The sequence below is a fragment of the Streptomyces sp. CNP082 genome, assembly GCF_059570535.1.
The window spans coordinates 123,731-146,331 of record NZ_JCANSZ010000014.1; the positions used below are offsets into that span (position 1 = coordinate 123,731).

General features: G+C 73.1%; 17 protein-coding genes. 12 read left to right on the forward strand and 5 right to left on the reverse strand.

The window, feature by feature from the left end; all coding sequences use genetic code 11:
* Positions 1 to 30: 30 nt before the first annotated feature.
* The 4 genes from B124_RS14775 (at position 31) to B124_RS14790 (ending at position 5,709) form a co-directional block, all read left to right on the forward strand.
* Positions 31 to 1,272: an arginine deiminase gene (locus B124_RS14775; RefSeq protein WP_496503277.1), complete on the forward strand. Its 1,242-nt coding sequence runs from the start codon at positions 31 to 33 to the stop codon at positions 1,270 to 1,272.
* Between the two features lie 82 nt (positions 1,273 to 1,354).
* Positions 1,355 to 2,353 (forward strand): ornithine carbamoyltransferase, encoded by a 999-nt coding sequence (argF, locus tag B124_RS14780; RefSeq protein ID WP_496503278.1) that lies wholly within the window; start codon positions 1,355 to 1,357, stop codon positions 2,351 to 2,353.
* A 213-nt stretch (positions 2,354 to 2,566) separates the two neighbouring features.
* Positions 2,567 to 3,394 carry an enoyl-CoA hydratase family protein gene (locus B124_RS14785; RefSeq protein WP_496503279.1) on the forward strand — a complete coding sequence of 276 codons (828 nt, stop codon included), beginning with the start codon at positions 2,567 to 2,569 and terminating at the stop codon, positions 3,392 to 3,394.
* Positions 3,395 to 3,399: 5 nt separating this feature from the next.
* Positions 3,400 to 5,709, forward strand: a complete 2,310-nt coding sequence (locus tag B124_RS14790; RefSeq protein ID WP_496503297.1) for a bifunctional salicylyl-CoA 5-hydroxylase/oxidoreductase — start codon at positions 3,400 to 3,402, stop codon at positions 5,707 to 5,709.
* Between the two features lie 106 nt (positions 5,710 to 5,815).
* On the opposite strand, the gene B124_RS14795 is transcribed toward B124_RS14790, so the two are convergent.
* The 4 genes from B124_RS14795 to B124_RS14810 form a co-directional block, all read right to left on the reverse strand.
* Positions 5,816 to 7,267, reverse strand: coding sequence for a catalase (locus tag B124_RS14795; protein WP_496503280.1), 1,452 nt, complete (start codon positions 7,265 to 7,267; stop codon positions 5,816 to 5,818).
* A 210-nt stretch (positions 7,268 to 7,477) separates the two neighbouring features.
* Positions 7,478 to 8,029, reverse strand: a complete 552-nt coding sequence (locus tag B124_RS14800; RefSeq protein ID WP_496503281.1) for a Uma2 family endonuclease — start codon at positions 8,027 to 8,029, stop codon at positions 7,478 to 7,480.
* Between the two features lie 101 nt (positions 8,030 to 8,130).
* Positions 8,131 to 9,027 (reverse strand): PaaX family transcriptional regulator, encoded by an 897-nt coding sequence (locus B124_RS14805; protein WP_496503282.1) that lies wholly within the window; start codon positions 9,025 to 9,027, stop codon positions 8,131 to 8,133.
* Positions 9,028 to 9,031: 4 nt separating this feature from the next.
* A complete protein-coding gene (locus B124_RS14810; RefSeq protein ID WP_496503283.1) occupies positions 9,032 to 10,696 on the reverse strand; it encodes an AMP-binding protein in 1,665 nt (554 codons plus the stop codon).
* Positions 10,697 to 10,877: 181 nt separating this feature from the next.
* Here B124_RS14810 and B124_RS14815 point away from each other — a divergent pair, with 181 nt between their 5' ends.
* Together B124_RS14815 and B124_RS14820 are read left to right on the forward strand one after the other, a co-directional pair.
* On the forward strand, positions 10,878 to 12,050 hold the full coding sequence (locus tag B124_RS14815; RefSeq protein WP_496503284.1) for an acyl-CoA dehydrogenase family protein: 1,173 nt from the start codon (positions 10,878 to 10,880) through the stop codon (positions 12,048 to 12,050).
* Between the two features lie 85 nt (positions 12,051 to 12,135).
* Positions 12,136 to 12,534, forward strand: a complete 399-nt coding sequence (locus B124_RS14820; RefSeq protein WP_496503285.1) for a RidA family protein — start codon at positions 12,136 to 12,138, stop codon at positions 12,532 to 12,534.
* On the opposite strand, the gene B124_RS14825 is transcribed toward B124_RS14820, so the two are convergent.
* The gene (locus tag B124_RS14825) at positions 12,531 to 13,028 is read right to left on the reverse strand and encodes an SRPBCC family protein (RefSeq protein WP_496503286.1); all 498 of its coding nucleotides are present in this window, start codon (positions 13,026 to 13,028) and stop codon (positions 12,531 to 12,533) included. The two genes, B124_RS14820 and B124_RS14825, sit on opposite strands and share 4 nt — an antisense overlap.
* Before the next feature lie 62 nt (positions 13,029 to 13,090).
* Between B124_RS14825 and B124_RS14830 the strand changes: the two genes are divergently transcribed.
* The 6 genes from B124_RS14830 (at position 13,091) to acnA (ending at position 22,327) form a co-directional block, all read left to right on the forward strand.
* Positions 13,091 to 13,672, forward strand: coding sequence for a TetR/AcrR family transcriptional regulator (locus B124_RS14830; protein ID WP_496503287.1), 582 nt, complete (start codon positions 13,091 to 13,093; stop codon positions 13,670 to 13,672).
* A 188-nt stretch (positions 13,673 to 13,860) separates the two neighbouring features.
* Positions 13,861 to 14,757 carry a hypothetical protein gene (locus tag B124_RS14835; RefSeq protein ID WP_496503288.1) on the forward strand — a complete coding sequence of 299 codons (897 nt, stop codon included), beginning with the start codon at positions 13,861 to 13,863 and terminating at the stop codon, positions 14,755 to 14,757.
* A gap of 36 nt (positions 14,758 to 14,793) precedes the next feature.
* Positions 14,794 to 16,842 (forward strand): P-loop NTPase family protein, encoded by a 2,049-nt coding sequence (locus tag B124_RS14840; RefSeq protein WP_496503289.1) that lies wholly within the window; start codon positions 14,794 to 14,796, stop codon positions 16,840 to 16,842.
* Positions 16,843 to 16,885: 43 nt separating this feature from the next.
* Positions 16,886 to 18,505 carry a hypothetical protein gene (locus B124_RS14845; RefSeq protein WP_496503290.1) on the forward strand — a complete coding sequence of 540 codons (1,620 nt, stop codon included), beginning with the start codon at positions 16,886 to 16,888 and terminating at the stop codon, positions 18,503 to 18,505.
* A 50-nt stretch (positions 18,506 to 18,555) separates the two neighbouring features.
* The gene (locus B124_RS14850; protein WP_496503291.1) at positions 18,556 to 19,380 is read left to right on the forward strand and encodes an SAM-dependent methyltransferase; all 825 of its coding nucleotides are present in this window, start codon (positions 18,556 to 18,558) and stop codon (positions 19,378 to 19,380) included.
* A gap of 214 nt (positions 19,381 to 19,594) precedes the next feature.
* Positions 19,595 to 22,327: an aconitate hydratase AcnA gene (acnA, locus tag B124_RS14855; protein ID WP_496503298.1), complete on the forward strand. Its 2,733-nt coding sequence runs from the start codon at positions 19,595 to 19,597 to the stop codon at positions 22,325 to 22,327.
* Positions 22,328 to 22,601 lie beyond the last annotated feature (274 nt).

A 22,601-nucleotide genomic window follows, 5' to 3' on the forward strand; every position in this document is an offset into this window, starting at 1 on the left:
CCGCGTGGCCCAGCGTGGCAGTCTGATCCCATGCCAGCGCCCTCATTCCGCGTGGACTCCGAGGCCGGCCGCCTGCACCGCGTGATAGTGCACCGGCCGGACATGGAGCTGAAGCGGCTCACGCCCCGCAACAAGGACGCCCTCCTCTTCGACGACGTGCTGTGGGTGCGCCGGGCCCGCGAGGAGCACGACGGCTTCGCCGACGTGCTGCGCGACCGCGGCGTGCAGGTCCACCACTTCGGCGAGCTGCTTGCCGAGAGCCTGGACATCCCCGAGGCGCGGGCGCTCATCCTCGACCGGGTCTTCGACGAGAAGGAGTACGGGCCGCTGGCCACCGAGAAGCTCCGCGCCACGTTCGAGGGCATGGACTCCGCGGCGCTGGTGGAGGCGCTGGTCGGCGGGATGACGAAGCGGGAGTACCTGGCGGGGTTCACCGAGCCGGCGTCGGTGCGCTTCCACGTGATGGACCCGGACGACTTCCTCCTCGGCCCGCTGCCCAACCACCTCTTCACCCGCGACACGTCCTGCTGGGTCTACGACGGGGTGTCGATCAACGCGATGCGCTGGCCGGCGCGGCAGCGTGAGACGGTCCACTTCGAGGCGATCTACAAGCACCATCCGCTGTTCGCGGGCGGGCAGTCCGGCCCGTTCCACGTCTGGTCCGGCGGCCAGGAGGACTACCCGTCGACCATCGAGGGCGGTGACGTGCTGGTCATCGGCAACGGCGCGGTGCTCATCGGGATGAGCGAGCGCACCACGCCGCAGGCGGTGGAGCTGCTGGCGCGCGGGCTGTTCGCGGCCGGCTCCGCGCGGACGATCGTCGCGCTGGACATGCCGAAGGCGCGGGCGTTCATGCACCTCGACACGGTGATGACGATGATCGACGGCGATACGTTCACGCAGTACGCGGGGCTGGGCATGCTGCGCTCGTACACGATCGAGCCCGGCTCGGACAGCGACGACCTGAAGGTCACCGACCATCCGCCGGAGCACATGCACAACGCCATCGCCGCCGCCCTGGGCCTGGACCGGATCCGGGTGCTGACAGCGCGGCAGGACGTGCACGCCGCGGAGCGGGAGCAGTGGGACGACGGCTGCAACGTGCTGGCGGTGGAGCCGGGGGTGGTGGTGGCGTACGAGCGGAACTCGACGACGAACACCTTCCTGCGCAAGGAGGGCATCGAGGTGATCGAGATCCGCGGCAGCGAGCTGGGCCGCGGGCGAGGCGGGCCGCGGTGCATGAGCTGCCCCGTCGAGCGCGGCCCGGTCTAGCCCGGGCCTCCGGGGCAGTGCCCGGAAGGTCAGCCTGTATAGTGATGCGTTAGTACGCATAGACACTCAGGAGCGCGGGACCATGGCGACAGACCTCACCGGCCGGAACTTCGTCAAGGAGCTGGACCACACCGCCGAGGAGCTGCGCCACCTCCTCTCGCTGGCCGCCGAGCTGAAGGCGGCGAAGCGGGCGGGCACCGAGCGGCGCCGGCTGGCCGGGAGGAACGTCGCGCTGGTCTTCGAGAAGACCTCGACTCGCACCCGCGCCGCGTTCGAGGTCGCGGCGGCGGACCAGGGCGCCTCGACCACGTACCTGGACCCGGCCGGCTCGCAGCTCGGCCACAAGGAGTCGGTGAAGGACACCGCGCGGGTGCTGGGGCGGATGTACGACGCCATCCAGTACCGCGGCGCCGCCCAGGCGGCCACAGAGGAGCTGGCCGCGTACGCGGGCGTGCCCGTCTACAACGGCCTGAGCGACGACTGGCACCCCACCCAGATGCTCGCCGACGTGCTCACGATGACCGAGCACAGCCCGAAGCCCGTCGAGGAGATCGCGTACGCCTACCTCGGCGACGCCCGCTTCAACATGGGCAACTCCTACCTCGTGACGGCCGCGCTGCTCGGCATGGACGTGCGCATCGTCGCGCCCGAGGCGTACCGGCCCGCCGACGCCGTCGTCGCCGAGGCCCGCCGGCTCGCCGCCGCCTCCGGCGCGCGGATCACGCTCACCGGGGACATCGCCGAGGGCGTGGCCGGCGCCGACTTCGTCGCGACCGACGTGTGGGTCTCCATGGGGGAGCCCGTGGAGGTGTGGGACGAGCGGATCGCGGCGCTGCGCCCGTACGCGGTGACGGCGGACGTGCTGCGCGCCACCGGCAACCCGGACGTGAAGTTCCTGCACTGCCTGCCCGCCTTCCACGACCTCGGCACGGTCGTCGGCCGGGAGATCCACGAGCGGCACGGGCTGACGTCGCTGGAGGTCACCGACGAGGTCTTCGAGTCGGCGCACTCCGTCGTCTTCGACGAGGCGGAGAACCGGATGCACACCATCAAGGCGCTGCTGGTCGCCACCCTGGGCTGACGCCCGCCCGCTCCCCGAGGCTGAACCGCCACCCGGGACTGCCTATCCGAGGCTGCCACCCGGTACTGGCGCCTGCCCGCTCCCCCCGGGGCGTCCCGGGGGCCCGCGTGCCCCAACGCTCGTATCGCGCACTCGTGACGACAGTCACGTATGAGTGATAACTTCGGCTTACCGCCACCGCCCGCCACCGTCTGCAGACAGGGGCCGCGCACGATGAGCCCGTTCACCGGATCCGCCGGCCGCACCGAGCAGTGGGAACACCTGCGGGTCACCGCCGACGACGGCGTCGTCACCGTCACCCTCGACCGCCCCGAGAAGCTCAACGCGCTGACCTTCGAGGCGTACGCCGACCTCCGCGACCTGATCGCCGAGCTGGCCCGCACCGGCGGCACCCGCGCGCTCGTCCTCGCCGGCGCGGGCCGGGGCTTCTGCTCCGGCGGCGACGTGGACGAGATCATCGGCGCCACCCTGGCCATGGACACCGGCCGGCTGCTGGACTTCAACAGGATGACCGGCCAGGTCGTACGGGCCCTGCGCGAAGCCCCGTTCCCGGTGGTCGCCGCCGTGCACGGGGTCGCCGCCGGCGCCGGCGCCGTCCTCGCGCTCGCCGCCGACTTCCGCGTCGCCGACCACTCCGCGCGCTTCGCCTTCCTCTTCACCCGCGTCGGCCTCTCCGGCGGCGACATGGGCGCCGCGTACCTGCTGCCCCGCGTCGTCGGCCTCGGCCACGCCACCCGGCTGCTGATGCTCGGCGACGCCGTGCGCGCCGCCGAGGCCGAACGCATCGGCCTCATCAGCGAACTCGCCGACGAAGGCCGCGCCGACGAGGCCGCGCAGGCGCTGGCCCGCCGGCTCGCGGCCGGGCCCACGCTCGCGTACGCGCAGACCAAGGCGCTGCTCACCGCCGAGCTCGACATGCCGCTGGCCGCCGCCGTCGAGATGGACGCCGCCACGCAGGCACTGCTGATGAACAGCGCCGACTACGCCGAGTTCCACGCCGCGTTCACCGCCAGGCGGCCCCCGGCGTGGCAGGGGCGCTGAGCGCCGTGCGGGTCGCGGTCATCGGCGGCGGGCCCGGCGGGCTGTACGCCGCGGCGCTCCTCAAGCGGCTCGACCCCGCCCGCGCGGTCACGGTCTACGAGCGCAACGCCCCGGACAGCACGTACGGCTTCGGCGTCGTACTCTCCGACGAGACCCTCGGCGGCATCGAGCACGCCGACCCGGCCGTCTACGCGGCGCTGCAACGCGAGTTCGTGCGCTGGGACGACATCGACATCGTCCACCGCGGCACCGTGCAGCGCTCCGGCGGCCACGGCTTCGCCGCACTCGGCCGCCGCCGGCTGCTCGCGGTGCTCCAGCAGCGCTGCCGCGACCTCGGCGTCGAGCTGCGGTTCCGCACCGAGGCGCCGCCCGCCGCCGAACTCGCCCGCACCCACGACCTCGTCGTCGGCGCCGACGGCGTGAACAGCGCCACCCGCGAGGCGCACGCCGGCGTCTTCCGCCCCCGGATCGACGAGCACCGCTGCCGGTACGTGTGGCTGTCCGCGCCGTTCGCGTTCGACGCCTTCCGCTTCGAGATCATCGAGACCGACGCGGGCGTCATGCAGTTGCACGGCTACCCGTACGCGGTGCCGGCTGGGTCGTCGGGGGAGGCGGCCTCCACCGTCATCGTCGAGATGCGCGAGGAGGTCTGGCGGCGCGCCGGGCTCGACGCCTGCGGCGAGGAGGAGACCGCCAAGCGGTGTGCCGCGTACTTCGCCGACGCGCTCGGCGGCCGGCCGCTGACCGGGAACCGCTCGCAGTGGACGGCGTTCCGCACGGTGGTCAACGACCGCTGGTGGCACGAGCCGTCGGGCGGCGGCGCAGTCGTCCTCCTCGGCGACGCCGCCCACACCGCGCACTTCTCCGTCGGCTCCGGCACCAAACTCGCCGTCGAGGACGCCCTCGCGCTCGCCGCCTGCCTCGAAGAGCAGCCCGACGTGCCGGCCGCGCTCGCGGCGTACGAGGCCGAACGCAAGCCCGTCGTCGCCTCCACGCAGCGCGCCGCACACGCCAGCCGCGAGTGGTTCGAGGACCTGGCCCGCCATCTGACCCGCCCGCCGCGGCAGTTCGCGTTCGACCTGCTGACCCGCAGCCGCCGCATCACCCACGACAATCTGCGGCTGCGCGACCCCGGCTTCGTCGCCGCCGTCGAGCGCGAGGCGGGGGTGCCCGAGGGCACGCCGCCGATGTTCACGCCGTACACCCTCGGCGGGCTCACCCTGCGCAACCGCGTCGTGTGCTCGCCGATGGACATGTACGCCGCCGAGGACGGCCTGCCCGGCGACTTCCACCTCGTCCACCTCGGCGCCCGCGCCCTCGGCGGCGCAGGACTGGTGATGACCGAGATGGTCTGCGTCAGCCCCCGCGGCCGTATCACCCCCGGCTGCACCGGCCTGTGGCGCGACGAGCAGGAGGCCGGCTGGCGCCGCGTCGTCGACTTCGTCCGCGCCCAGGCCCCCGGCACCGCGCTGGGCGTCCAGCTCGGCCACTCCGGCCGCAAGGGCTCCACGAAGCTGATGTGGGAGGGCATCGACGAGCCGCTGCCCGACGGCAACTGGCCCGTCGTCGCCCCCTCCGCGCTGCCGTACCGCGCGGGGCTGAACCAGACCCCGCGCGAGCTGGACCGCGCCGGCATGGACGAGATCCGCGAGGAGTTCGCCGCCGCCGCCCGGCGCGCCGCCCGCGCCGGGTTCGACCTGCTGGAGCTGCACTGCGCGCACGGCTATCTGCTGTCCGGCTTCCTCTCCCCGCTGACCAACCGCCGCACCGACGCCTACGGCGGCGACCTCGACGCCCGGCTGCGCTACCCGCTGGAGGTCTTCGACGCGGTACGCGCCGCGTGGCCGGCGGACCGCCCCGTCACCGTACGGATCTCCGCCACCGACTGGGCGGAGGGCGGCACGACGGCGGCGGACGCGGTCGAGGTCGCCCGCGCGTTCGCCGCGCACGGCGCGGCGGCGATCGACGTCTCCACGGGCCAGGTCGTCGCCGAGGAGCAGCCGGCGTTCGGCCGCTCGTACCAGACGCCGTACGCCGACCGCATCCGCGCGGAGACGGGGATCCCGGTGATCGCCGTCGGGGCGATCTCCTCGTGGGACGACGTGAACTCCCTGATACTCGCCGGCCGCGCCGACCTCTGCGCCCTGGCCCGTCCCCACCTGTACGACCCCCACTGGACCCTGCACGCCGCCGCGGAACAGGGCTACGCCGGTCCGGGCGCGCCGTGGCCGGCGCCGTACCGCGCGGGCAGCCGCAGGCCGCCGACGGGGCGCACCGACGGGCCGAAGCCGAGGCTGACGCTGGGCGACGGCTGAGTGCGGCACGGGCGGGGCGCGGGTGCCGGTCCTGCCGGTCCTGCCGGTCCTGCCGGTCCTGCCGGTCCTGCCGGTCCTGCCGGGCCCGTCAGTCCCGTCAGCCCTGTCAGTCCTGGTGCACGCCGGCGGCGATCCGGTCGCCGGTGCGCAGGTCGATGCTGCGCCAGTAGGCGACCGCGCGCTGCACGACGGCGTCGCTGACGCCGTTCTGCAGATGCCGGGTGACGTTGCCCACCAGGCGGTCGCGCGCGGCGTCGTCCATGACCTCGCGCACCAGCGTCCCGGGCTGGGTGAAGTCGTCGTCGTCCGCGTGCAGGGTGTACGCGGCGCGGACCATCTCCGCGGACTCCACCGTCCACCGCGCCGGGTGGTTGGAGCGCGCCTCGTCGGCGGCCGGGCCGCCGTAGGAGTTGGGCGCGTAGGGGCGGGCCACCTCGGCGGGGTAGTAGCGCATGGCGCCGTCCTTGGCGTACGAGCGGACCTCGGTGTCCGAGCGGTTGGGCGGCAGTTGCGCGTAGTTGGTGCCGATGCGGTAGCGGTGAGTGTCGGCGTAGGAGAAGAGCCGGGCCTGGAGCATCTTGTCCGGCGACGGGCCGATGCCGGGCACCAGGTTGTTCGGCTCGAACGCGGCCTGCTCGACGTGGATGAAGTAGTCCTCGGGGTTGGTGTCGAGGGTCATCCGGCCGACTTCGATCAGCGGGTAGTCGCCGTGCGGGACGACCTTGGTCACGTCGAAGATGTTGAAGCGGTAGTCGGGGGCGGCCTCGTACGGGATCGCCTGCACGTACAGCGTCCACGACGGCGCCTCGCCGCGGCCGATCGCCTCGGCCAGGTCGCGGCGGTGGCAGTCGGCGTCCGCGCCGGCCAGCGCGACGGCGTCGGCGTCGGTGAGGAACGCGGCGCCCTGGTCCGTCTTGAAGTGGTACTTGATCCAGGTGCGGGTCCCGGCGGCGTTGGTCCACAGGTAGGTGTGGGAGCTGTAGCCGTTCATGTGCCGGTAGGTCTTGGGGATGCCGCGGTCGCCCATCAGGTACGTCACCTGGTGCGCCGACTCCGGCGAGAGCGTCCAGTAGTCCCACTGCATGTCGTTGTCGCGCAGGCCCGAGTCGGTGGTGCGCTTCTGCGAGCGGATGAAGTCCTGGAACTTGCTGGGGTCGCGCATGAAGAAGACGGGCGTGTTGTTGCCGACCATGTCGTACACGCCGTCCCGGGTGTAGAACTTCAGCGCGAAGCCGCGCGGGTCCCGCCAGGTGTCGGGGCTGCCCTGCTCACCGGCGACGGTGGAGAAGCGGGCCAGCATCCGCGTACGCCGCCCGGGCTGGAAGACGTCCGCCCTGGTCAGCTCGCTGACGTCGCCCGTGACCTGGAAGGTGCCGTACGCCCCCGCGCCCTTGGCGTGCACCACCCGCTCGGGGACGCGCTCGCGGTTGAACTGGGCCATCTTCTCGATCAGATAGCTGTCCTGGAGGAGGATCGGGCCGTCCGCGCCGACGCTGAGCGAGTACTGGTCGCTCTCGACGGGGGTTCCGCTGTTGTCGGTACTGGTCGCGTCGCTCATCGCGCTGCTCCGGTGGGGGGCGGGGACGCGCGCCGCAGGGGCCGCGGCCGGATCGGCGTCACTCGGGGAGGAGGTCGCCTTTATCTTCGCGACCACACCGAACCCCCGCAATTCAGACTCAGGCGTCGCCACCCGCACACACCGGCGGCCCGCACCGGAAATGCCGCCGAACGGGCGTATCCGCTGCGGGCCGGGGGCCGGACCCTCAGATCAGGCCAGGTCGGACGTGTCGAGAGTGAAGGAAAAGGGGGCGGGGAGGTCGAGCTTCTGGCCGAGGGGAACGCGGTGGTGCTCCTTGTACTCGTCCTTGGCCGGGTGGCCGTAGAGCGTGACCGTCTCCGCGCCGCGGTCCACCAGGAGATACAGCGGGATGCCGGCCGCCGCGTAGCCGCGTAGCTTCGGGCCTCGATCGTTGTGCGGGCGTGCAGAGGTGACCTCGACGACCATGGTGACGCCTTCAGGCTCTGCCCACGGTTCCATGCCGCGGAAGATACCGCGGGGGGCGACGGTCGCGTCGGGGATGACGTAACCCTGGGGGATGATCAGACCCTTTGTGCCTGCCACGTACATTTCGGCGGCGGACTTCCTGGCGATCTGCCAGTTGAGGTGAGCCACGATGTCCTCGTGGTCTCCATCGGGCGGCGGGGACACGACGATCTTACCCTCGATCAGCTCGGCGCGGCAGCCCTCCGGCAGGTCGAGCTCGTGGAAGATGGCAAGGGTCGGGTCCTCCGCCGAGCTGGGGCGCTCGGTCGCGGTCATGGCCACCACTGCTCCTCCTGAGTCGTCCGGTCCGCCACAGTCAGGATAGCTGTGGCTGCTGGGCACGGTCGGTCTTATCAACGACTCATCGTGTCGGTCGGTCACGGTGTGTGAAGAGTCGCGTTCGCGAAATCTGTCGCCGGCCCCCGCAGCCGGTCGTGCAGGGCCGCGAAGACCTCCGCCGCCCGGCCGCCGGGCCAGTGGGGCGGCAGCACCGCGGCGGGCAGCCCGGGGTCGGCGTACGGGAGGCGGCGCCAGGCGTCGAGCGCGAGGAGGTAGTCGCGGTACGCATCCGCCTCCGCGCCCGGCGCCGCGGGCGCGGAACCCGGCGCGGACCAGCTCCGCAGCACCGGCTCGTGCGTGTCGAGGAACGCCTCGTGCAGCTTCGCTATCGCCGGCAGGTCCCACCACCGGGCCACCGCCTCCGGCGTCGGCGTGAAGCCCTCGTGGATGCCGCGGAAGAGGTCGACGTACGGGGCGAGTCCGAGGCGGCGCAGGGTGTGCCGGGTCTCCTCCGCGACGTGCGCCGGGGCGATCCACACCCCCGGTGCCGCCTGGCCGAAGCCGAGGCGGGCGAGCCGGGAGCGCATCAGGTGCCGCTTGCGGCGTTCCGACTCCGGTACGGAGAAGACCGCCAGCAGCCAGTCGCCGGGGCCCGCGGGGGCCTGGCGGCGGTAGATGCGGCGGTCGCCGTCGTCGAGGAGGGTGCGAGCGGAGGGCGACAGGGCGTACGCGGCCTCGCCCTCGTGCCGTACGGGCACCAGCAGCCCGCGCCGCTTGAGCCGGGAGACCGCCGACCGCACCGCCGGCGCGTCCACCCCGACCGCGCCCAGCAGCCGGATCAGCGCCGCGACGGGCACCGGCCCGGAGCCGGAAGCGGACCCGGAGCCGGCCCCCGAGCCGGCCCCCGAGCCGGAGTCCGGCCCCGAGCCGTCGCCGCGGCCGAACGCGCCGTAGAAAGTGACGATCAGAGACCGCGGGGTTCGTTCGGCTGCCACTCGATCACTCTAACGACTGCCTGCCGCCCGGCTGCTCTCTCCCGCCCACCCGCCCGGCCTGCTCCTCCCGCAGCCGGTAGCGCTGCAGCTTCCCCGTCGGCGTCCGCGGCAGCGCTTCGGTGAACACGATCTCCTTCGGGCACTTGTACGGCGTGATCTCGCCCTTCGTGAAGTCCCGCAGCGCCGCCTCCGTCTCCGGCCCCCGCACCACGCCCTCGCGCAGCACCGCGTACGCCACGACCACCGTGCCCCGGTCCGGGTCCGGCCGCCCCACGACCGCCGCCTCGCGCACGTCGGGGTGGCGCAGCAGCGCGTCCTCCACCTCGGGTCCCGCGATGTTGTACCCGGCCGAGATGATCATGTCGTCCGCGCGCGCCACGTACCGGAAGTAGCCGTCGGGCTCGCGCACATACGTGTCGCCGGTGACGTTCCAGCCGCCCCGGACGTACTCCCGCTGCCGCTCGTCCGCCAGATACCGGCAGCCCGTCGGCCCGCGTACCGCCAGCAGCCCCGGCTCCCCGTCCGGGACCGGCGCCCCGTCCGCGTCGACCACCCGCGCCTCGAACCCCGGCACCGGCACCCCCGTCATCCCCGGCCGGGCGTCGTCGTCGGCGGCGGAGATGAAGATGTGCAGCATCTCGGTGGCGCCGATGCCGTTGATGATCCGCAGCCCGGTCCGCTCTCGCCACTCCCGCCAGGTGGCGGCCGGCAGGTTCTCGCCGGCCGACACGCAGCGGCGCAGCGAGCCGACGTCGTGCTCGCTGAGCTTGTCGAGCATCGCCCGGTACGCGGTCGGGGCGGTGAACAGCACCGACACCCGGTGCTCCGCGACCGCCGGCAGCAGCCGGTCGGGGCCGGCCTGCTCCAGCAGCAGCGCCGAGGCGCCGGCGCGCATCGGGAAGACGACGAGTCCGCCGAGGCCGAAGGTGAAGCCCAGCGGCGGGCTGCCCGCGAACACGTCGTCGGGCACGGGCCGCAGCACGTGGGCGGAGAAGGTGTCGGCGATGGCCAGCACGTCGCGGTGGAAGTGGACGCAGCCCTTGGGCCGTCCGGTGGTGCCGGAGGTGAAGGCGATGAGCGCGACGTCGTCGGCGGAGGTTTCCACAGGCGCGTACGCGCCGGGTTTGGCGTCGGCGAGCCGCAGAAGGTCACTGGGGTCCTCGCCGCCGTACGGCACCACCGTCAGATCCGCGACCTCCGCGCGGGCCAGGTCGTCGAGCGAACGGGCGTCGCACAGCGCGTGCCGTATTCGCGCGATCCCGCAGACGGCACTCAGCTCGTGCGCGCGCTGCGCGGCCAGCACGGTGACGGCGACCGCGCCCGCCTTCATGACGGCCAGCCAGCAGGCCACCAGCCAGGGCGTGGTGGGCCCGCGCAGCAGCACCCGGTTGCCGGGCAGCACGCCGAGGTCGTCGGTCAGGACGTGCGCGATCTGGTCGGTGCGGCGCTGGAGTTCGCCGTACGACCACGTCTCGCCGGCGGGGGTGTGCAGGGCGGGACGGCCGGCGCCGAACCGCTCGACGGTGGCGTCGAGCAGTTCGGCGCCGCAGTTGAGCCGGTCGGGGTAGCGCAGGCCGGGGAGCGGGAAGAGCAGGTCCGGCCACTGCCCGGGCGGCGGGAGGTGGTCCCGGGCGAAGGTGTCGGCGTGGGCGGAAGGCTTGAGCTGCATGGCGGTACGCCCCCTAGGTCTGCCCTGCAGTACCCCAAGGAGCGTAGCGTTGACGTGACGACAGTCAACAGTCCGCGATATCCCGCCGGGCCGTCCCGCAGCCGGATCCCGCGACCGGCCCCGCCGCCCGGCCGGCGGACGACGCCCGGGACGGCACGTCACCGGGAGAGAGGAGCACCGCATGGCGCAGGAGCAGCCGGCGCAGCCGGCGCAGGCGTTCGCGCTCGACCCCGGGCTGCAGGCGTGGTGCGCCGAGCTGCGCGCGTTCGCCGCGCGGCGGCTTCGCCCGCTGGCCCCCGCGGGCGGGCCCGGCCGGGTCAACCGCCCGCTCCTCGCCGCCCTCGGCGCCCCCGCCGGCGACGGCGAACCCGGCCTGCTGGCCCGGGTGTTCCCCGCCGCCGGGCCGGTCTCCGCGCTCACGCTCTGCCTGCTGCGCGAGTCGCTGGCCCGCGAGTGCACCGAGGCCGAGACGGCGCTCGCGCTCCAGGGGCTCGGCGCGTACCCCGTCGTCCAGGCCGGGACCCCCGCGCAGCGCGAGCGGTGGCTGCCGGAGGTGACGGCCGGGCGCGCGGTCGCCGCGTTCGCGCTGACCGAGCCGGAGGCCGGCTCCGACGCGGCGGCGCTGCGGCTGGCGGCCGAGCCGGACGGGCCCGGGCGCTGGCGGCTCACCGGTGAGAAGAAGTGGATCTCCAACGCCCCTGAGGCCGACCTCATCACCGTCTTCGCCCGCACGGCGCCGGATGCCGGCGCCCGCGGCGTCACCGCCTTCCTCGTGCCCGCCGGCCGCCCCGGACTGACCGGCGAACCGCTCTCCATGCTCAGCCCGCACCCCATCGGCACCCTGCGCTTCGACGGCGTCCCCGTCACCGCCGCCGACATGCTCGGCGAGGCCGGCGGCGGCTTCCGCATCGCGATGGCGACCCTCAACCTCTTCCGCCCTTCCGTCGGCGCGTTCGCCGTCGGCATGGCGCAGGCCGCGCTCGACGCGGCGCTGGACCACGCCGAACAGCGGGAGGCGTTCGGCGGCCCGCTGAAGGACCTGCAGTCCGTCGCGCACACCCTCGCCGAGACCGCCACCCGCGTCGAGGCGGCCCGGCTGCTGGTGTACGCGGCGGCCTCGGCGTACGACGCGGGGGCGCCGGACGTCGCCCGGCGGTCGGCGATGGCGAAGCTGCTGGCGACGGAGACCGCGCAGGCCGCCGTCGACGCCGCGGTGCAGATCCACGGCGCCCGGGCGCTTCAGGCCGGGCACCTGCTGGAGCACCTGTACCGCGAGGTGCGCGCGCCGCGCATCTACGAGGGGGCGACGGAGGTGCAGCGGAGCATCATCGCCAAGGAGCTGTACCGCCGTTGACCCGCGGGCGTACGGGCCGGCCCCGGCTCCGTACGCCGCACCCACCGCACCCCACCGCCGCCCACCGAAGGGAACCGCCGCCGCCGTGTCCGTCCACCGCGTCAACCCCGCCGCCCTCACCCCGCCCTCCGGCTTCAGCCACGCCGTCACCGCCACCGGCGCCACCCTCGTCTTCCTCGCCGGGCAGACCGCCCTCGACGGCGCCGGCCGGATCGTCGGCGACACCCTCCCCGCCCAGTTCGAGCAGGCCCTCGGCAACCTCCTCACCGCCCTCGGCGCCTGCGCCGGGGACCCCTCCCGCCTCACCCGCGTCACCGTCTACGCCACCGACCCCGAGGACTACCGCGCCCACGCCGCCGAACTGGGCCGCATCTGGCGCCGGCTGGCCGGCGACACGTACCCGGCGATGGCGCTGATCGGCGTCACCCGGCTCTGGGACACCGAGGCGCTGGTGGAGCTGGACGGCATCGCGGTGCTGCCCTAGTCGCCGCCCGTGAGCCGGCGCAGCAGCCGCACGTACGGGCTCCACCGGGACGGCGCGGCGACGGCCCCGGTCACTGCCAACTCGGCCCGATCGAGGCTGTCTTCGAGCACGGCGTCGTGGAACCACCGGAAGGCCAGCGGCCAGCTCAGCCGGGCCGGGCCGCGGGCGCGCATGGCCAGAGTGTGCCGCAGGACGGCGCCGCCCCCGTCCGGGTCCGGGTGGACGGCGTACTCGTGGAAGCCGTCGAAACCGCGCGGGGCGGAGAAGCGGAAGCGGACCCACTGCCCGGGCGCGTGGCCGACGACCTCGTACCGCACCGGGCCGTGGCCGCCCACGGCGCCCACGCCCAGCGGACGGTCGAACCCCATCGCCGGCCACTGCCCCCGCTCGGCGGGCCACAGTCCGTCGTCCGGTCCCGCGAGTCCGTCGAGCAGCGGCGCGAGCTTGCCGGGCGGGCAGGGCAGCCGCCTCTCATGGATGTTCAGGACGGCCATGGCGGACCCCTCCTCGTATTGGAGATCACTCTCTAATATTAATGGAGAGTACTCTCCAGAACATGGCGCGTCCAACCAGGTACGAGACCTCGCAACTCCTCGACGCCGCCGTCCGGCTCGCCGCCGACGGCGGCCCCGCCGCGGTGACCATGGCCGCCGTGGCCAAGGCGGCCGGCGCCCCCAGCGGCTCCCTCTACCACCGGTTCCCCGACCGGACGGCGCTGCTGGCCGCCCTGTGGCTGCGCACCCTGCGCGGCTTCCATGACGGCTACCTCGACGTGCTCACCGGCGACGCGGACCCGCGTCGCACCGCGCGGGCCGCGGCCCGGCACGTGGTGGAGTGGAGCCGCGCGCACCCCGCGGAGGCCCGGGTGCTGCGCTACGGCGCGGCCGACTTCGGCCGGGACTCCTGGCCCGCCGCGGCCCGGGCCGAGCTGGACCAGGCCAACGAGCGGGTGTTCACGGCGGTCGGCGAGCTGGCCGAGCGGCTGGGCGCCACCGGCGCCGCGGCCCGCGAGCGCGTCCAGGTGGCGCTGGTGGACGTGCCGTACGCGCTGGTCCAGCGGCACCTGCGGGGCGGCGCCGACATCCCCGGGCACGCCGCCGACACGGCGGAGGAGTGCGCGGCGGCGCTCCTGCCCTAGCCCGGTCGGGCGGCAACCGGCCGGCAGCCGCCGGCGGCCGGGCGGTTGCCCGCGGCAGGTCGCGGTCCTGCTACGAGAAGGCCGCAGTGCGGCGACTGCACACCGCAACGAACTGGTGACCGGCGGACAACCTAGGTAGATTCGTGCACACCCCCAACTGCCGCAGACAGAACAGAGGTCACGCGCCGATGGCACACCGCCGGCCCGAGTTAGACCGCTACGAGGCGCGCCTGCTGCTGTGGCTGCTGCGGGAGTCGGGCCACCGCCCCGACGTGCCCGTGCGGACCGCACCCTTCGGAGTGGAGCAGAACAAGCCGCCCCTCGGTGTCTCCGCCGTCATCGCCGCCCTGGCCGACCGCGGCCTGGTGCACATCCACGAGTGGCCCGAGCACACCCCCGCCGACACCTCCCTGCTTCCGGAGGGCCACGAGCGCGCGCTGCGCCTGGACCGCGAGCGCCGCGACCCCGAGGTGCGCCGCCGATACGCCGAGGACGCGGTGCTGCGCTGGGCGTTCGAGCACCGCGGCGGCGACGTGCTGCTGCGCGACTTCTTCGTGTCCGACCACGTCTTCTTCCACGGCGACGACCTCAGCGCCGGAGAAGTCCTCGCCGCGGTCCGCTCGTTAGCTGACACCGGCATGCTCGACCTCCTCGACGCCGGGGTCTCGGGCGACGTGGTCACCGGGCAGGTCAAGCTCACCGACCGCGGGCTGGACTGCGGCCACTCGGGCACCGGACTCGCCGAGTTCCTGCGCCGCGAGCGCGACCGGCAGTCCACGTACCGCATCGACAGGATCCAGGTCGAGGGCGACGCCACCTTCATCAGCAACAGCACCGTCACCTACGTCGGCACGCTCGCCGACCAACTCGACGACCTGGGCCCCGGGCTCGGCCTCGACGAGGAGCGGCTGCGGCTGCTGCTGGGGCACGGGGACGAATTGCGTCGTGCGGCCGAGGAAGGCCGCCCCGGCCGGCTGCGCGACCTGTACGACCGGATCAGCACCGAACTGAACAGGATCCCGGACACCGCCGGCCTGCATCAGCTGCTCGAAACGGCACGACAACTCGGCGGCCTGCTCGGTTAGCCGGAACGCCGCCGCGCAACGGGAGGGAAGCGGAGCTTGACCCTGTACGGACGTGATGCCGTGCTGCGCGAACTGGTGCCCCGCATGGTGGGGCTGCACCACACGAAGCGGAAGACCATACGCCAGGAGCCGCGCGGCGAGGTGCCCGCCGTGCTCCTCCACGGTGCCCACGGCAGTGGCCGCACCGCCGTGCTGGACGCCCTGCGCGAGGCGTACGCCGACCGCGTACCCGTCGCCTCCGTGGACTGCGCCGGCCTCCGCGACGACGAGGCCGCGGTCTCCAATACCTCGCCCGTCGCCGTACTGCTGACCGACCTGGCCCGCGGTCTGAGCGCGCACTGCCCCGGCTTCGGCCGGCTGCGGCTGCCCCGGCTGCTCACCGGCCTGGTGGCCGTCAGCGCCTGGCACCGGGGAGAGCTGGAGGAGCAGGCGTGCGCCCGTGAGCGGGTCGAGGCGCTGCTCACCGACTGCGGCCTGGAGAAGGACCCGGAGCGGGCCCGCAACTGGCCCGGCGACGTCGTCGACCGCATCGGCGGATGGGGCGCGGACGAGCTGGGCCCGGTCGCCGCCGCGAGCGTCCATCTCTTCACCGACCGGTACCTGGGCTTCCGGGAGAACCGGGCGGTGCGCCAGTGGTACGAGGGGCTGGAGGGCGTGCCCACCTCGCAGCAGGACAACAACCACGTGCTCATCGCGCTGTGCCGCGCCTTCCACCTCGGCGAGGGCATGCGGCGCCGCATCGAGGGCCACCTGGTCGAGGCGCTGCTGGAGGATCTGCGGGCCGCGTACACGGGATGGCGGCACCTCAACGCCGCGCCCCGCCCGCTGGCCCTGGTCGACAACGTCCACACCCAGGCCGGCACCGACCTGCTCGACCTGCTGCTCGCCCGGCGCGTCGCCGCCGGCGAGCGGCCCGACCCGCTCGTCGTGGTCGCCGCCACCCTCGGCGAGCCGCACGACGACCGGTTCGCCGGCGCCGCCCGGTGGACCGCCGCGAACGTCCCCCGGCTGCGCGAGTGGCGCCGCCGCGGCGAGCCCGGCAACCCGGCCGCCGGGCTCGTCACCCTGCCGCTGCCGCCCCTGGACCCCGACGAACTGCTGTCGATGATGCACGTCGGCGAGGAGCGGGCGGTGCGCCAGGAAGTGGCCCGCGCCGTGCACCGGTTCACCGGCGGCAGCCCGCTGGGCTGCCGGATCTTCTACGACGCCCTCGACGCCGTGCCGGAGCCGACGGCCGTCGAGACGCAGGAGCTCGCACGGCTGCGGCTCGCGGGGGAACACGTCACGGAGCTGATGCTGCAGGCGCTCGTGCCCGACGCGGAGCTGAGCGGGTACCTCGTGCTGCTGTCCGTCGCGCAGGACGCCGCCGCGGCCCGGGCGCTGGCCGGGGCGTACCTGATCCGGGACCACCAGACCGGCGCTGTCGAGGAGGCACGCAGCCACCTGCGCGACGAGCGGTGGCCGCAGCCCGGCCGGTCGTTCGTGGGCGATGACTTCCTGCGCGCCGTGCTCGTCAACGAGCTGCGCCGCCGCCCGGCCGACGCGACGGACCCGCCGCAGCCCTGGCCGGAGCTGCACGAGCTGCTGCGCCGGCACCACGAGGAGCGCGGCGAGCACGCCTGCGCCCGGCACCACGAGCTGGCCGCGGGCCGCCCCGGGGAGCCCGCCCGCTGGCTCGCCGAGACCCTTCAGGAGCCGGACACGGACCGCTGGCTCACCGACCTGTGGCACATCGCCACCGCCCCGCACCCGCCCGACCCCGCCTGGGCCGACGTGTGCCGGGCGACGGCGGCGGGGGAGCGGGACGGGACGTTCACCGGCGCCGACTCCGTCGCGCGGTCCGTCAACCGGCTGCTGCACGGCGTGTGGTACGCCGCCGACCCGCTGTCCGTACCCGACGCGCATCTGCGCGGCCGGATCGGGCGGGAGCTGGACTTCCTGTCGTTCGAGCACCCGACGGGGGGCCGGGCACTGTACGTCGCATCGCAGGACTGGCCGGCGGCGCTCAAGGAACTGCGCATGCCGGACTCGGCCGTGGGACGCCGCGAGGGCGGCGAGGAGGGGAGAGGCCATGCCATTCCTTAGCCGGCGGCGGGACGCCGCGAGGGCGGGGAGGAGGGGAAGGGCCGTGCCAATCCTCAGCCGGCCGCTGGGCCGGGCCGAGAAGGCGATCCTGGGGGTACTGACCGTTGCGGCGATCACCGCGGCCACCGTGCTGGTGGTGCTCGCCCTCGGCGGCGAAGAGCCGTGCGGCAACGGGCTCGTGGAGTCGGCGAACGGTGAGGAGTGCGTCGGCGTCGCCGACGCCACCGCCCAGTCGCCGGCCTTCGAGCCGGGCGCGGACGGGCCGGACGAGCGGATAGAGGAACTCGTCCGGCAGATCGGCGAGGAGAACGAGCGGGTCCGCGCGCGCTGGGAGGACGACGACAGCTCCAAGCGCGAGCCGTACGTGCGCGTCGGGCTCATGATGCCGTTCAACGCCACCGAGTCCAGCGCGATGACCCCCGAGGTCGTGCAGAACACCCTCGCCGGCGTGCTCACCGCGCAGCTCACCGCGAACCGCGAGCCGGGCGTCAACTACCAGCTCCTGCTGGCCAACGTCGGCAAGGACCTGTCGCAGTGGCGGCCCGCGGTCGCCGCGCTCGCCGCGCTCACCACCGACCGGGCGCCGACCAACCAGGACTCCCCGCTCGTCGGCGTGGTCGGCCTGCCCAACAGCGAGCAGGACACCGAGGACGCCGCCGAGGCGCTGTCGGAGGCCGACATACCGGCCGTCTCCGGCGTGCTCAGCTCACCCGAGATCCGCGGCGACACGCTCTTCAAGTCGGCGCCGTCCAACATAGAATCCGTCGCCGCGCTCGCCGACTACCTCGACGAACACCCGGGCACACGGCCCGGCAAGCCCTCGGGCTACCTCGTCTGGGACTCGCGCAAGGAGGACGATTACGTCGCCAACACCCGCGACAACATGCGCCTGGAGTTCGGCGAGGAGTACCAGCTGGAGAACCGCAGCTCCTCCTTCGTCGGCATCATGGGCGACTACAAGGGCGCGCCGCGGCGCTTCTCCCCGGCCGCGCAGGGCATCTGCCGGCTGGAGGCCGATACAGTCTTCTACGCCGGTCGCGACTCCGACCTGCCGTATCTGATCACCCAGTTGTCCGACGAGCCGGAGTGTGACGACTTCGACGCCGAGATCCGCATCCTGCGCGTGGCGACCGGCCTGCCCGAGGGGCTGAAGGCCGAGCAGGTACGCGCCGACATGGCCGAGGCCCGCGTCGTCACCGTCGGCGCCGCGGCGACCGACGCGCCCTCGTGGCGGGCCGGCGACGGCTCCAGCGAGCGCTTCACCACCTTCGCCGACGGGTTCGCGAAGGTCAGCGGGCTGCCGGGGGCCGCGCTCGACGACGGGTACGCAATCATGCACCACGACGCGTTCGTGGTGCTCACCCAGGCCGTCGAGACCGCGCTGACCGACCTCGGCCAGCCGGCAGAGGGCGGGGAGTCGAACCGGCTGCCGTCCAAGCTCGACGTCTACAACACCATCACCAACATGAAGGTGGTCGGGGGCGACGACCCGTGCCAGGACTGCGTGCACGGCGCCAGCGGGCAGTTCGGCTTCGACGTGGAGAAGGACAACTGGCCGGTGTGCAAGCCGGTCCCGATCATCGAGTACCCGCGCCCGGAGAGCGCCGACCGGCCGCGGCTGTACCGGACCTTCCAGGGCCCGGACGGCACGTGCCCGGCCTGACGACCGCGTACGACGACAGACGCGTACGACGAGAAAGGTGACCGCACCGCATGAACGCATCAGCCGGCGACGACGAGCCCGAGATCGACCTGCACATCGACCGCCCGCACTCCGCACGGGTCTACGACTACCTCCTCGGCGGCAAGGACAACTACGCCCCCGACCGCGCCGCGGGCGACGCCTCGGTGCGGGCCTGGCCCAGCCTGCCGACCTCCATGAAGCAGACCCGCGTCTTCATGCACCGGGTGACCAGGACGCTCGCCCGCGACTACGGCGTACGGCAGTTCCTCGACATCGGCACCGGCATACCGACGCCGCCGAACCTCCACGAGGTGGCCCAGGAGGTCGCCCCGGAGTGCCGGGTGGTCTACGTCGACAACGACCCCATCGTCCTCGCCCACGCCCGCGCCCTGCTGCAGAGCACCGCGCAGGGCAGGACCGGCTACATCCAGGCCGACCTGCGCGACCCCGAGTCCATCCTCGGCGACCCCCATCTGCACAGGGTGCTCGACCTCGGCGAGCCCGTCGCGCTGTCGCTCATCGCCATCGTCCACTTCATCCTCGACGAGGACGACCCGCAGGGCATCGTCGCGCGGCTGCTGGACGCGCTGCCGCCGGGCAGCTTCCTGGCGCTGACCGTCTTCACCGGCGACACCGACCCCGAGCGGGTCGCGGGCGTCGGCCGCGAGTACAACGAGCGGGGCATCCCGCTGCAGATCCGCGACCGCGCGGAGGCGGAGCGGTTCTTCACCGGACTGGAGCTGATCGACCCGGGTGTGACGCTGGTCCACCACTGGCGCCCGGACGGCATCGGCGAGTCGGTGCCGAACTCGCACATCGCCATGTACGGCGGCGTGGCCCGCAAGCCGGCCTGACGCCCGTACGCCCGTACGCCCGTACGCCCGTACGCCCGTACGGCGCGGCCGGCGACCCGCGGCCACGCGCGACACGGGTGAGCACCTAGGCAGGCCCATGGAGTAAGGTTTATCTCGACATCGAGATATCTGCCGAAGGTGCCACCCTCAAGTCGCCCCTCTCCGGACGTAGCGGCAGGATTGCGGTGGAACGCGAATGACGAAGGAGACTGTCGTGTCGGCGAACAGCTTCGACGCCCGCAGCACGCTGCAGGTGGGCGGCGAGTCGTACGAGATCTTCCGGCTGGACAAGGTGGACGGTGCCGCCCGGCTGCCGTACAGCCTGAAGGTGCTGCTGGAGAACCTGCTCCGCACCGAGGACGGCGCGAACATCACCGCCGGCCACATCCGGGCCGTGGGCGGCTGGGACTCCCAGGCGCAGCCGAGCCAGGAGATCCAGTTCACGCCGGCCCGTGTGATCATGCAGGACTTCACCGGCGTCCCCTGCGTCGTCGACCTCGCCACCATGCGCGAGGCCGTCAAGGACCTGGGCGGCGACCCCGCCAGGATCAACCCGCTGGCCCCCGCCGAGCTGGTCATCGACCACTCCGTGATCGCCGACAAGTTCGGCACCCCGGACTCCTTCCAGGTCAACGTGGAGCTGGAGTACGGGCGCAACCGCGAGCGCTACCAGTTCCTGCGCTGGGGCCAGACCGCGTTCGACGAGTTCAAGGTCGTCCCGCCCGGCACCGGCATCGTGCACCAGGTGAACATCGAGCACCTGGCCCGCGTCGTCATGGTCCGCGACGGCAAGGCGTACCCCGACACCCTCGTCGGCACCGACAGCCACACCACCATGGTCAACGGCCTCGGCGTGCTCGGCTGGGGGGTCGGCGGCATCGAGGCCGAGGCGGCGATGCTCGGCCAGCCCGTCTCGATGCTCATCCCGCGCGTCGTCGGCTTCAAGCTCACCGGCGAGCTGCCCACCGGCACCACCGCCACCGACCTGGTGCTGACCATCACCGAGATGCTGCGCAAGCACGGGGTCGTCGGCAAGTTCGTCGAGTTCTACGGCGCGGGCGTCGCCCAGATCCCGCTGGCCAACCGCGCGACGATCGGCAACATGTCGCCGGAGTTCGGCTCCACCGCCGCGATCTTCCCGGTCGACGCCGAGACCCTCACGTACCTGAAGCTCACCGGCCGCGACGAGCAGCAGCTCGCGCTGGTCGAGGCGTACGCCAAAATCCAGGGGCTGTGGCACGATCCGGCGCACGAGCCGGAGTACTCCGAGTACCTGGAGCTGGACCTCTCCACGGTCGTGCCGTCACTCGCCGGGCCCAAGCGCCCGCAGGACCGTATCGAGCTGTCGAAGGCCGCCGAGCAGTTCCGTCTCGACGTGCGCAACTACGTCGAGGACGCCGACGAGGCCGGCAAGGAGTCCTTCCCGGCCTCCGACGCGCCCGCGACCTCCAACGGCGTACCGACCCGCATCACCCCGGTGACCGCCGCCGACGGCACGGCGTTCGAGCTCGACCACGGCGCCGTCACCGTCGCCGCCATCACCTCCTGCACCAACACCTCCAACCCGTCCGTCATGGTCGGCGCGGCGCTGCTGGCGAAGAAGGCGGTGGAGAAGGGCCTGACGCGCAAGCCGTGGGTGAAGACCACGCTGGCGCCGGGCTCCAAGGTCGTCATGGACTACTACGACCGGGCCGGCCTCACCCCGTACCTCGACAAGCTCGGCTTCAACCTCGTCGGCTACGGCTGCACCACCTGCATCGGCAACTCGGGACCGCTGCCGGAGGAGATCTCCAAGGCCGTCAACGAGCACGACCTGGCCGTCACCTCGGTGCTCTCCGGCAACCGCAACTTCGAGGGCCGGATCAACCCCGACGTGAAGATGAACTACCTCGCGTCGCCGCCCCTGGTCGTCGCGTACGCGCTCGCCGGCTCCATGAAGACGGACATCACCCGCGAGCCGCTGGGCACGGACAAGGAGGGCAAGCCGGTCTACCTCAAGGACATCTGGCCGAGCGAGCAGGAGGTCGAGCAGGTCGTCGCCGCCGCGATCGGCGAGGAGATGTTCACCGAGTCGTACCAGGACGTCTTCGCCGGCGACGCGCAGTGGCAGGCGCTGCCGATCCCGACGGGCGACACCTTCGCCTGGGACGCCGAGTCCACCTACGTGCGCAAGCCCCCGTACTTCGACGGCATGGGCATGGACCCGGACCCGGTCGACGACATCGCGGGCGCCCGCGTGCTGGCCCTGCTCGGCGACTCGGTCACCACCGACCACATCTCGCCGGCCGGCGCCATCAAGGCCGACACCCCGGCCGGTCAGTACCTCACCGAGCACGGCGTGACCCGCCGCGACTTCAACAGCTACGGCTCGCGCCGCGGCAACCACGAGGTCATGATCCGCGGCACCTTCGCCAACATCCGGCTGCGCAACCAGATCGCCCCCGGCGCTGACCGCCCCTCCTTGCCGGAAGGCGGCTACACCCGCGACTTCACCCGTGCGGACGCACCGGTCTCCTTCATCTACGACGCGGCCCAGAACTACGCCGCGGCCGGCACCCCGCTCGTCGTCCTGGCGGGCAAGGAGTACGGCTCCGGCTCGTCGCGCGACTGGGCGGCCAAGGGCACCGCGCTGCTCGGCGTCCGCGCGGTGATCGCCGAGTCGTACGAGCGCATCCACCGCTCGAACCTCATCGGCATGGGCGTGCTGCCGCTCCAGTTCCCCGCGGGCGCCTCGGCGCAGTCGCTGGGCCTGACGGGTGAGGAGACCTTCTCCTTCACCGGCATCACGGCCCTCAACGACGGCGCCGTCCCCGAGACGGTCAAGGTGACCACGGACACCGGCGTCGAGTTCGACGCGGTCGTCCGCATCGACACCCCGGGCGAGGCGGACTACTACCGCAACGGCGGCATCCTCCAGTACGTCCTGCGTTCCCTGATCCGCGACTGACAGTGATGATGTTCGTGAGCGTCTCCCGGCGGGGTCTGACCCAGCGACTGACTGACCTTGGGTCCTCAACGGGATCTGTCGGCCCTGGCCGGGAGACGCTCGTGTGCATCCACCGAGCGGGCTGGCGTGACTTCATAAGAGCCTGGCCAGAGGCCCCATCACTGTCTTGTCCGCCTGCCCGGCCGGTGGCTGCCGCCCTTGTCGGATCAGGTGAAAGGACGGCGATGTCCACCATCGCACAGCAGACCCGTGAGATCACCGGCGGCGTTGACAC

Coding starts and splice junctions, on each gene's coding strand:
- B124_RS14810 (WP_496503283.1), bottom strand. CDS start 10,696: ATGCAGCTCAAGCCTTCCGCCCACGCCGACACCTTCGCCCGGGACCAC.
- B124_RS14835 (WP_496503288.1), top strand. CDS start 13,861: ATGGCACACCGCCGGCCCGAGTTAGACCGCTACGAGGCGCGCCTGCTG.
- argF (WP_496503278.1), top strand. CDS start 1,355: ATGGCGACAGACCTCACCGGCCGGAACTTCGTCAAGGAGCTGGACCAC.
- B124_RS14800 (WP_496503281.1), bottom strand. CDS start 8,029: ATGACCGCGACCGAGCGCCCCAGCTCGGCGGAGGACCCGACCCTTGCC.
- B124_RS14830 (WP_496503287.1), top strand. CDS start 13,091: ATGGCGCGTCCAACCAGGTACGAGACCTCGCAACTCCTCGACGCCGCC.
- B124_RS14825 (WP_496503286.1), bottom strand. CDS start 13,028: ATGGCCGTCCTGAACATCCATGAGAGGCGGCTGCCCTGCCCGCCCGGC.
- B124_RS14785 (WP_496503279.1), top strand. CDS start 2,567: ATGAGCCCGTTCACCGGATCCGCCGGCCGCACCGAGCAGTGGGAACAC.
- B124_RS14850 (WP_496503291.1), top strand. CDS start 18,556: ATGAACGCATCAGCCGGCGACGACGAGCCCGAGATCGACCTGCACATC.
- B124_RS14795 (WP_496503280.1), bottom strand. CDS start 7,267: ATGAGCGACGCGACCAGTACCGACAACAGCGGAACCCCCGTCGAGAGC.
- B124_RS14775 (WP_496503277.1), top strand. CDS start 31: ATGCCAGCGCCCTCATTCCGCGTGGACTCCGAGGCCGGCCGCCTGCAC.
- B124_RS14815 (WP_496503284.1), top strand. CDS start 10,878: ATGGCGCAGGAGCAGCCGGCGCAGCCGGCGCAGGCGTTCGCGCTCGAC.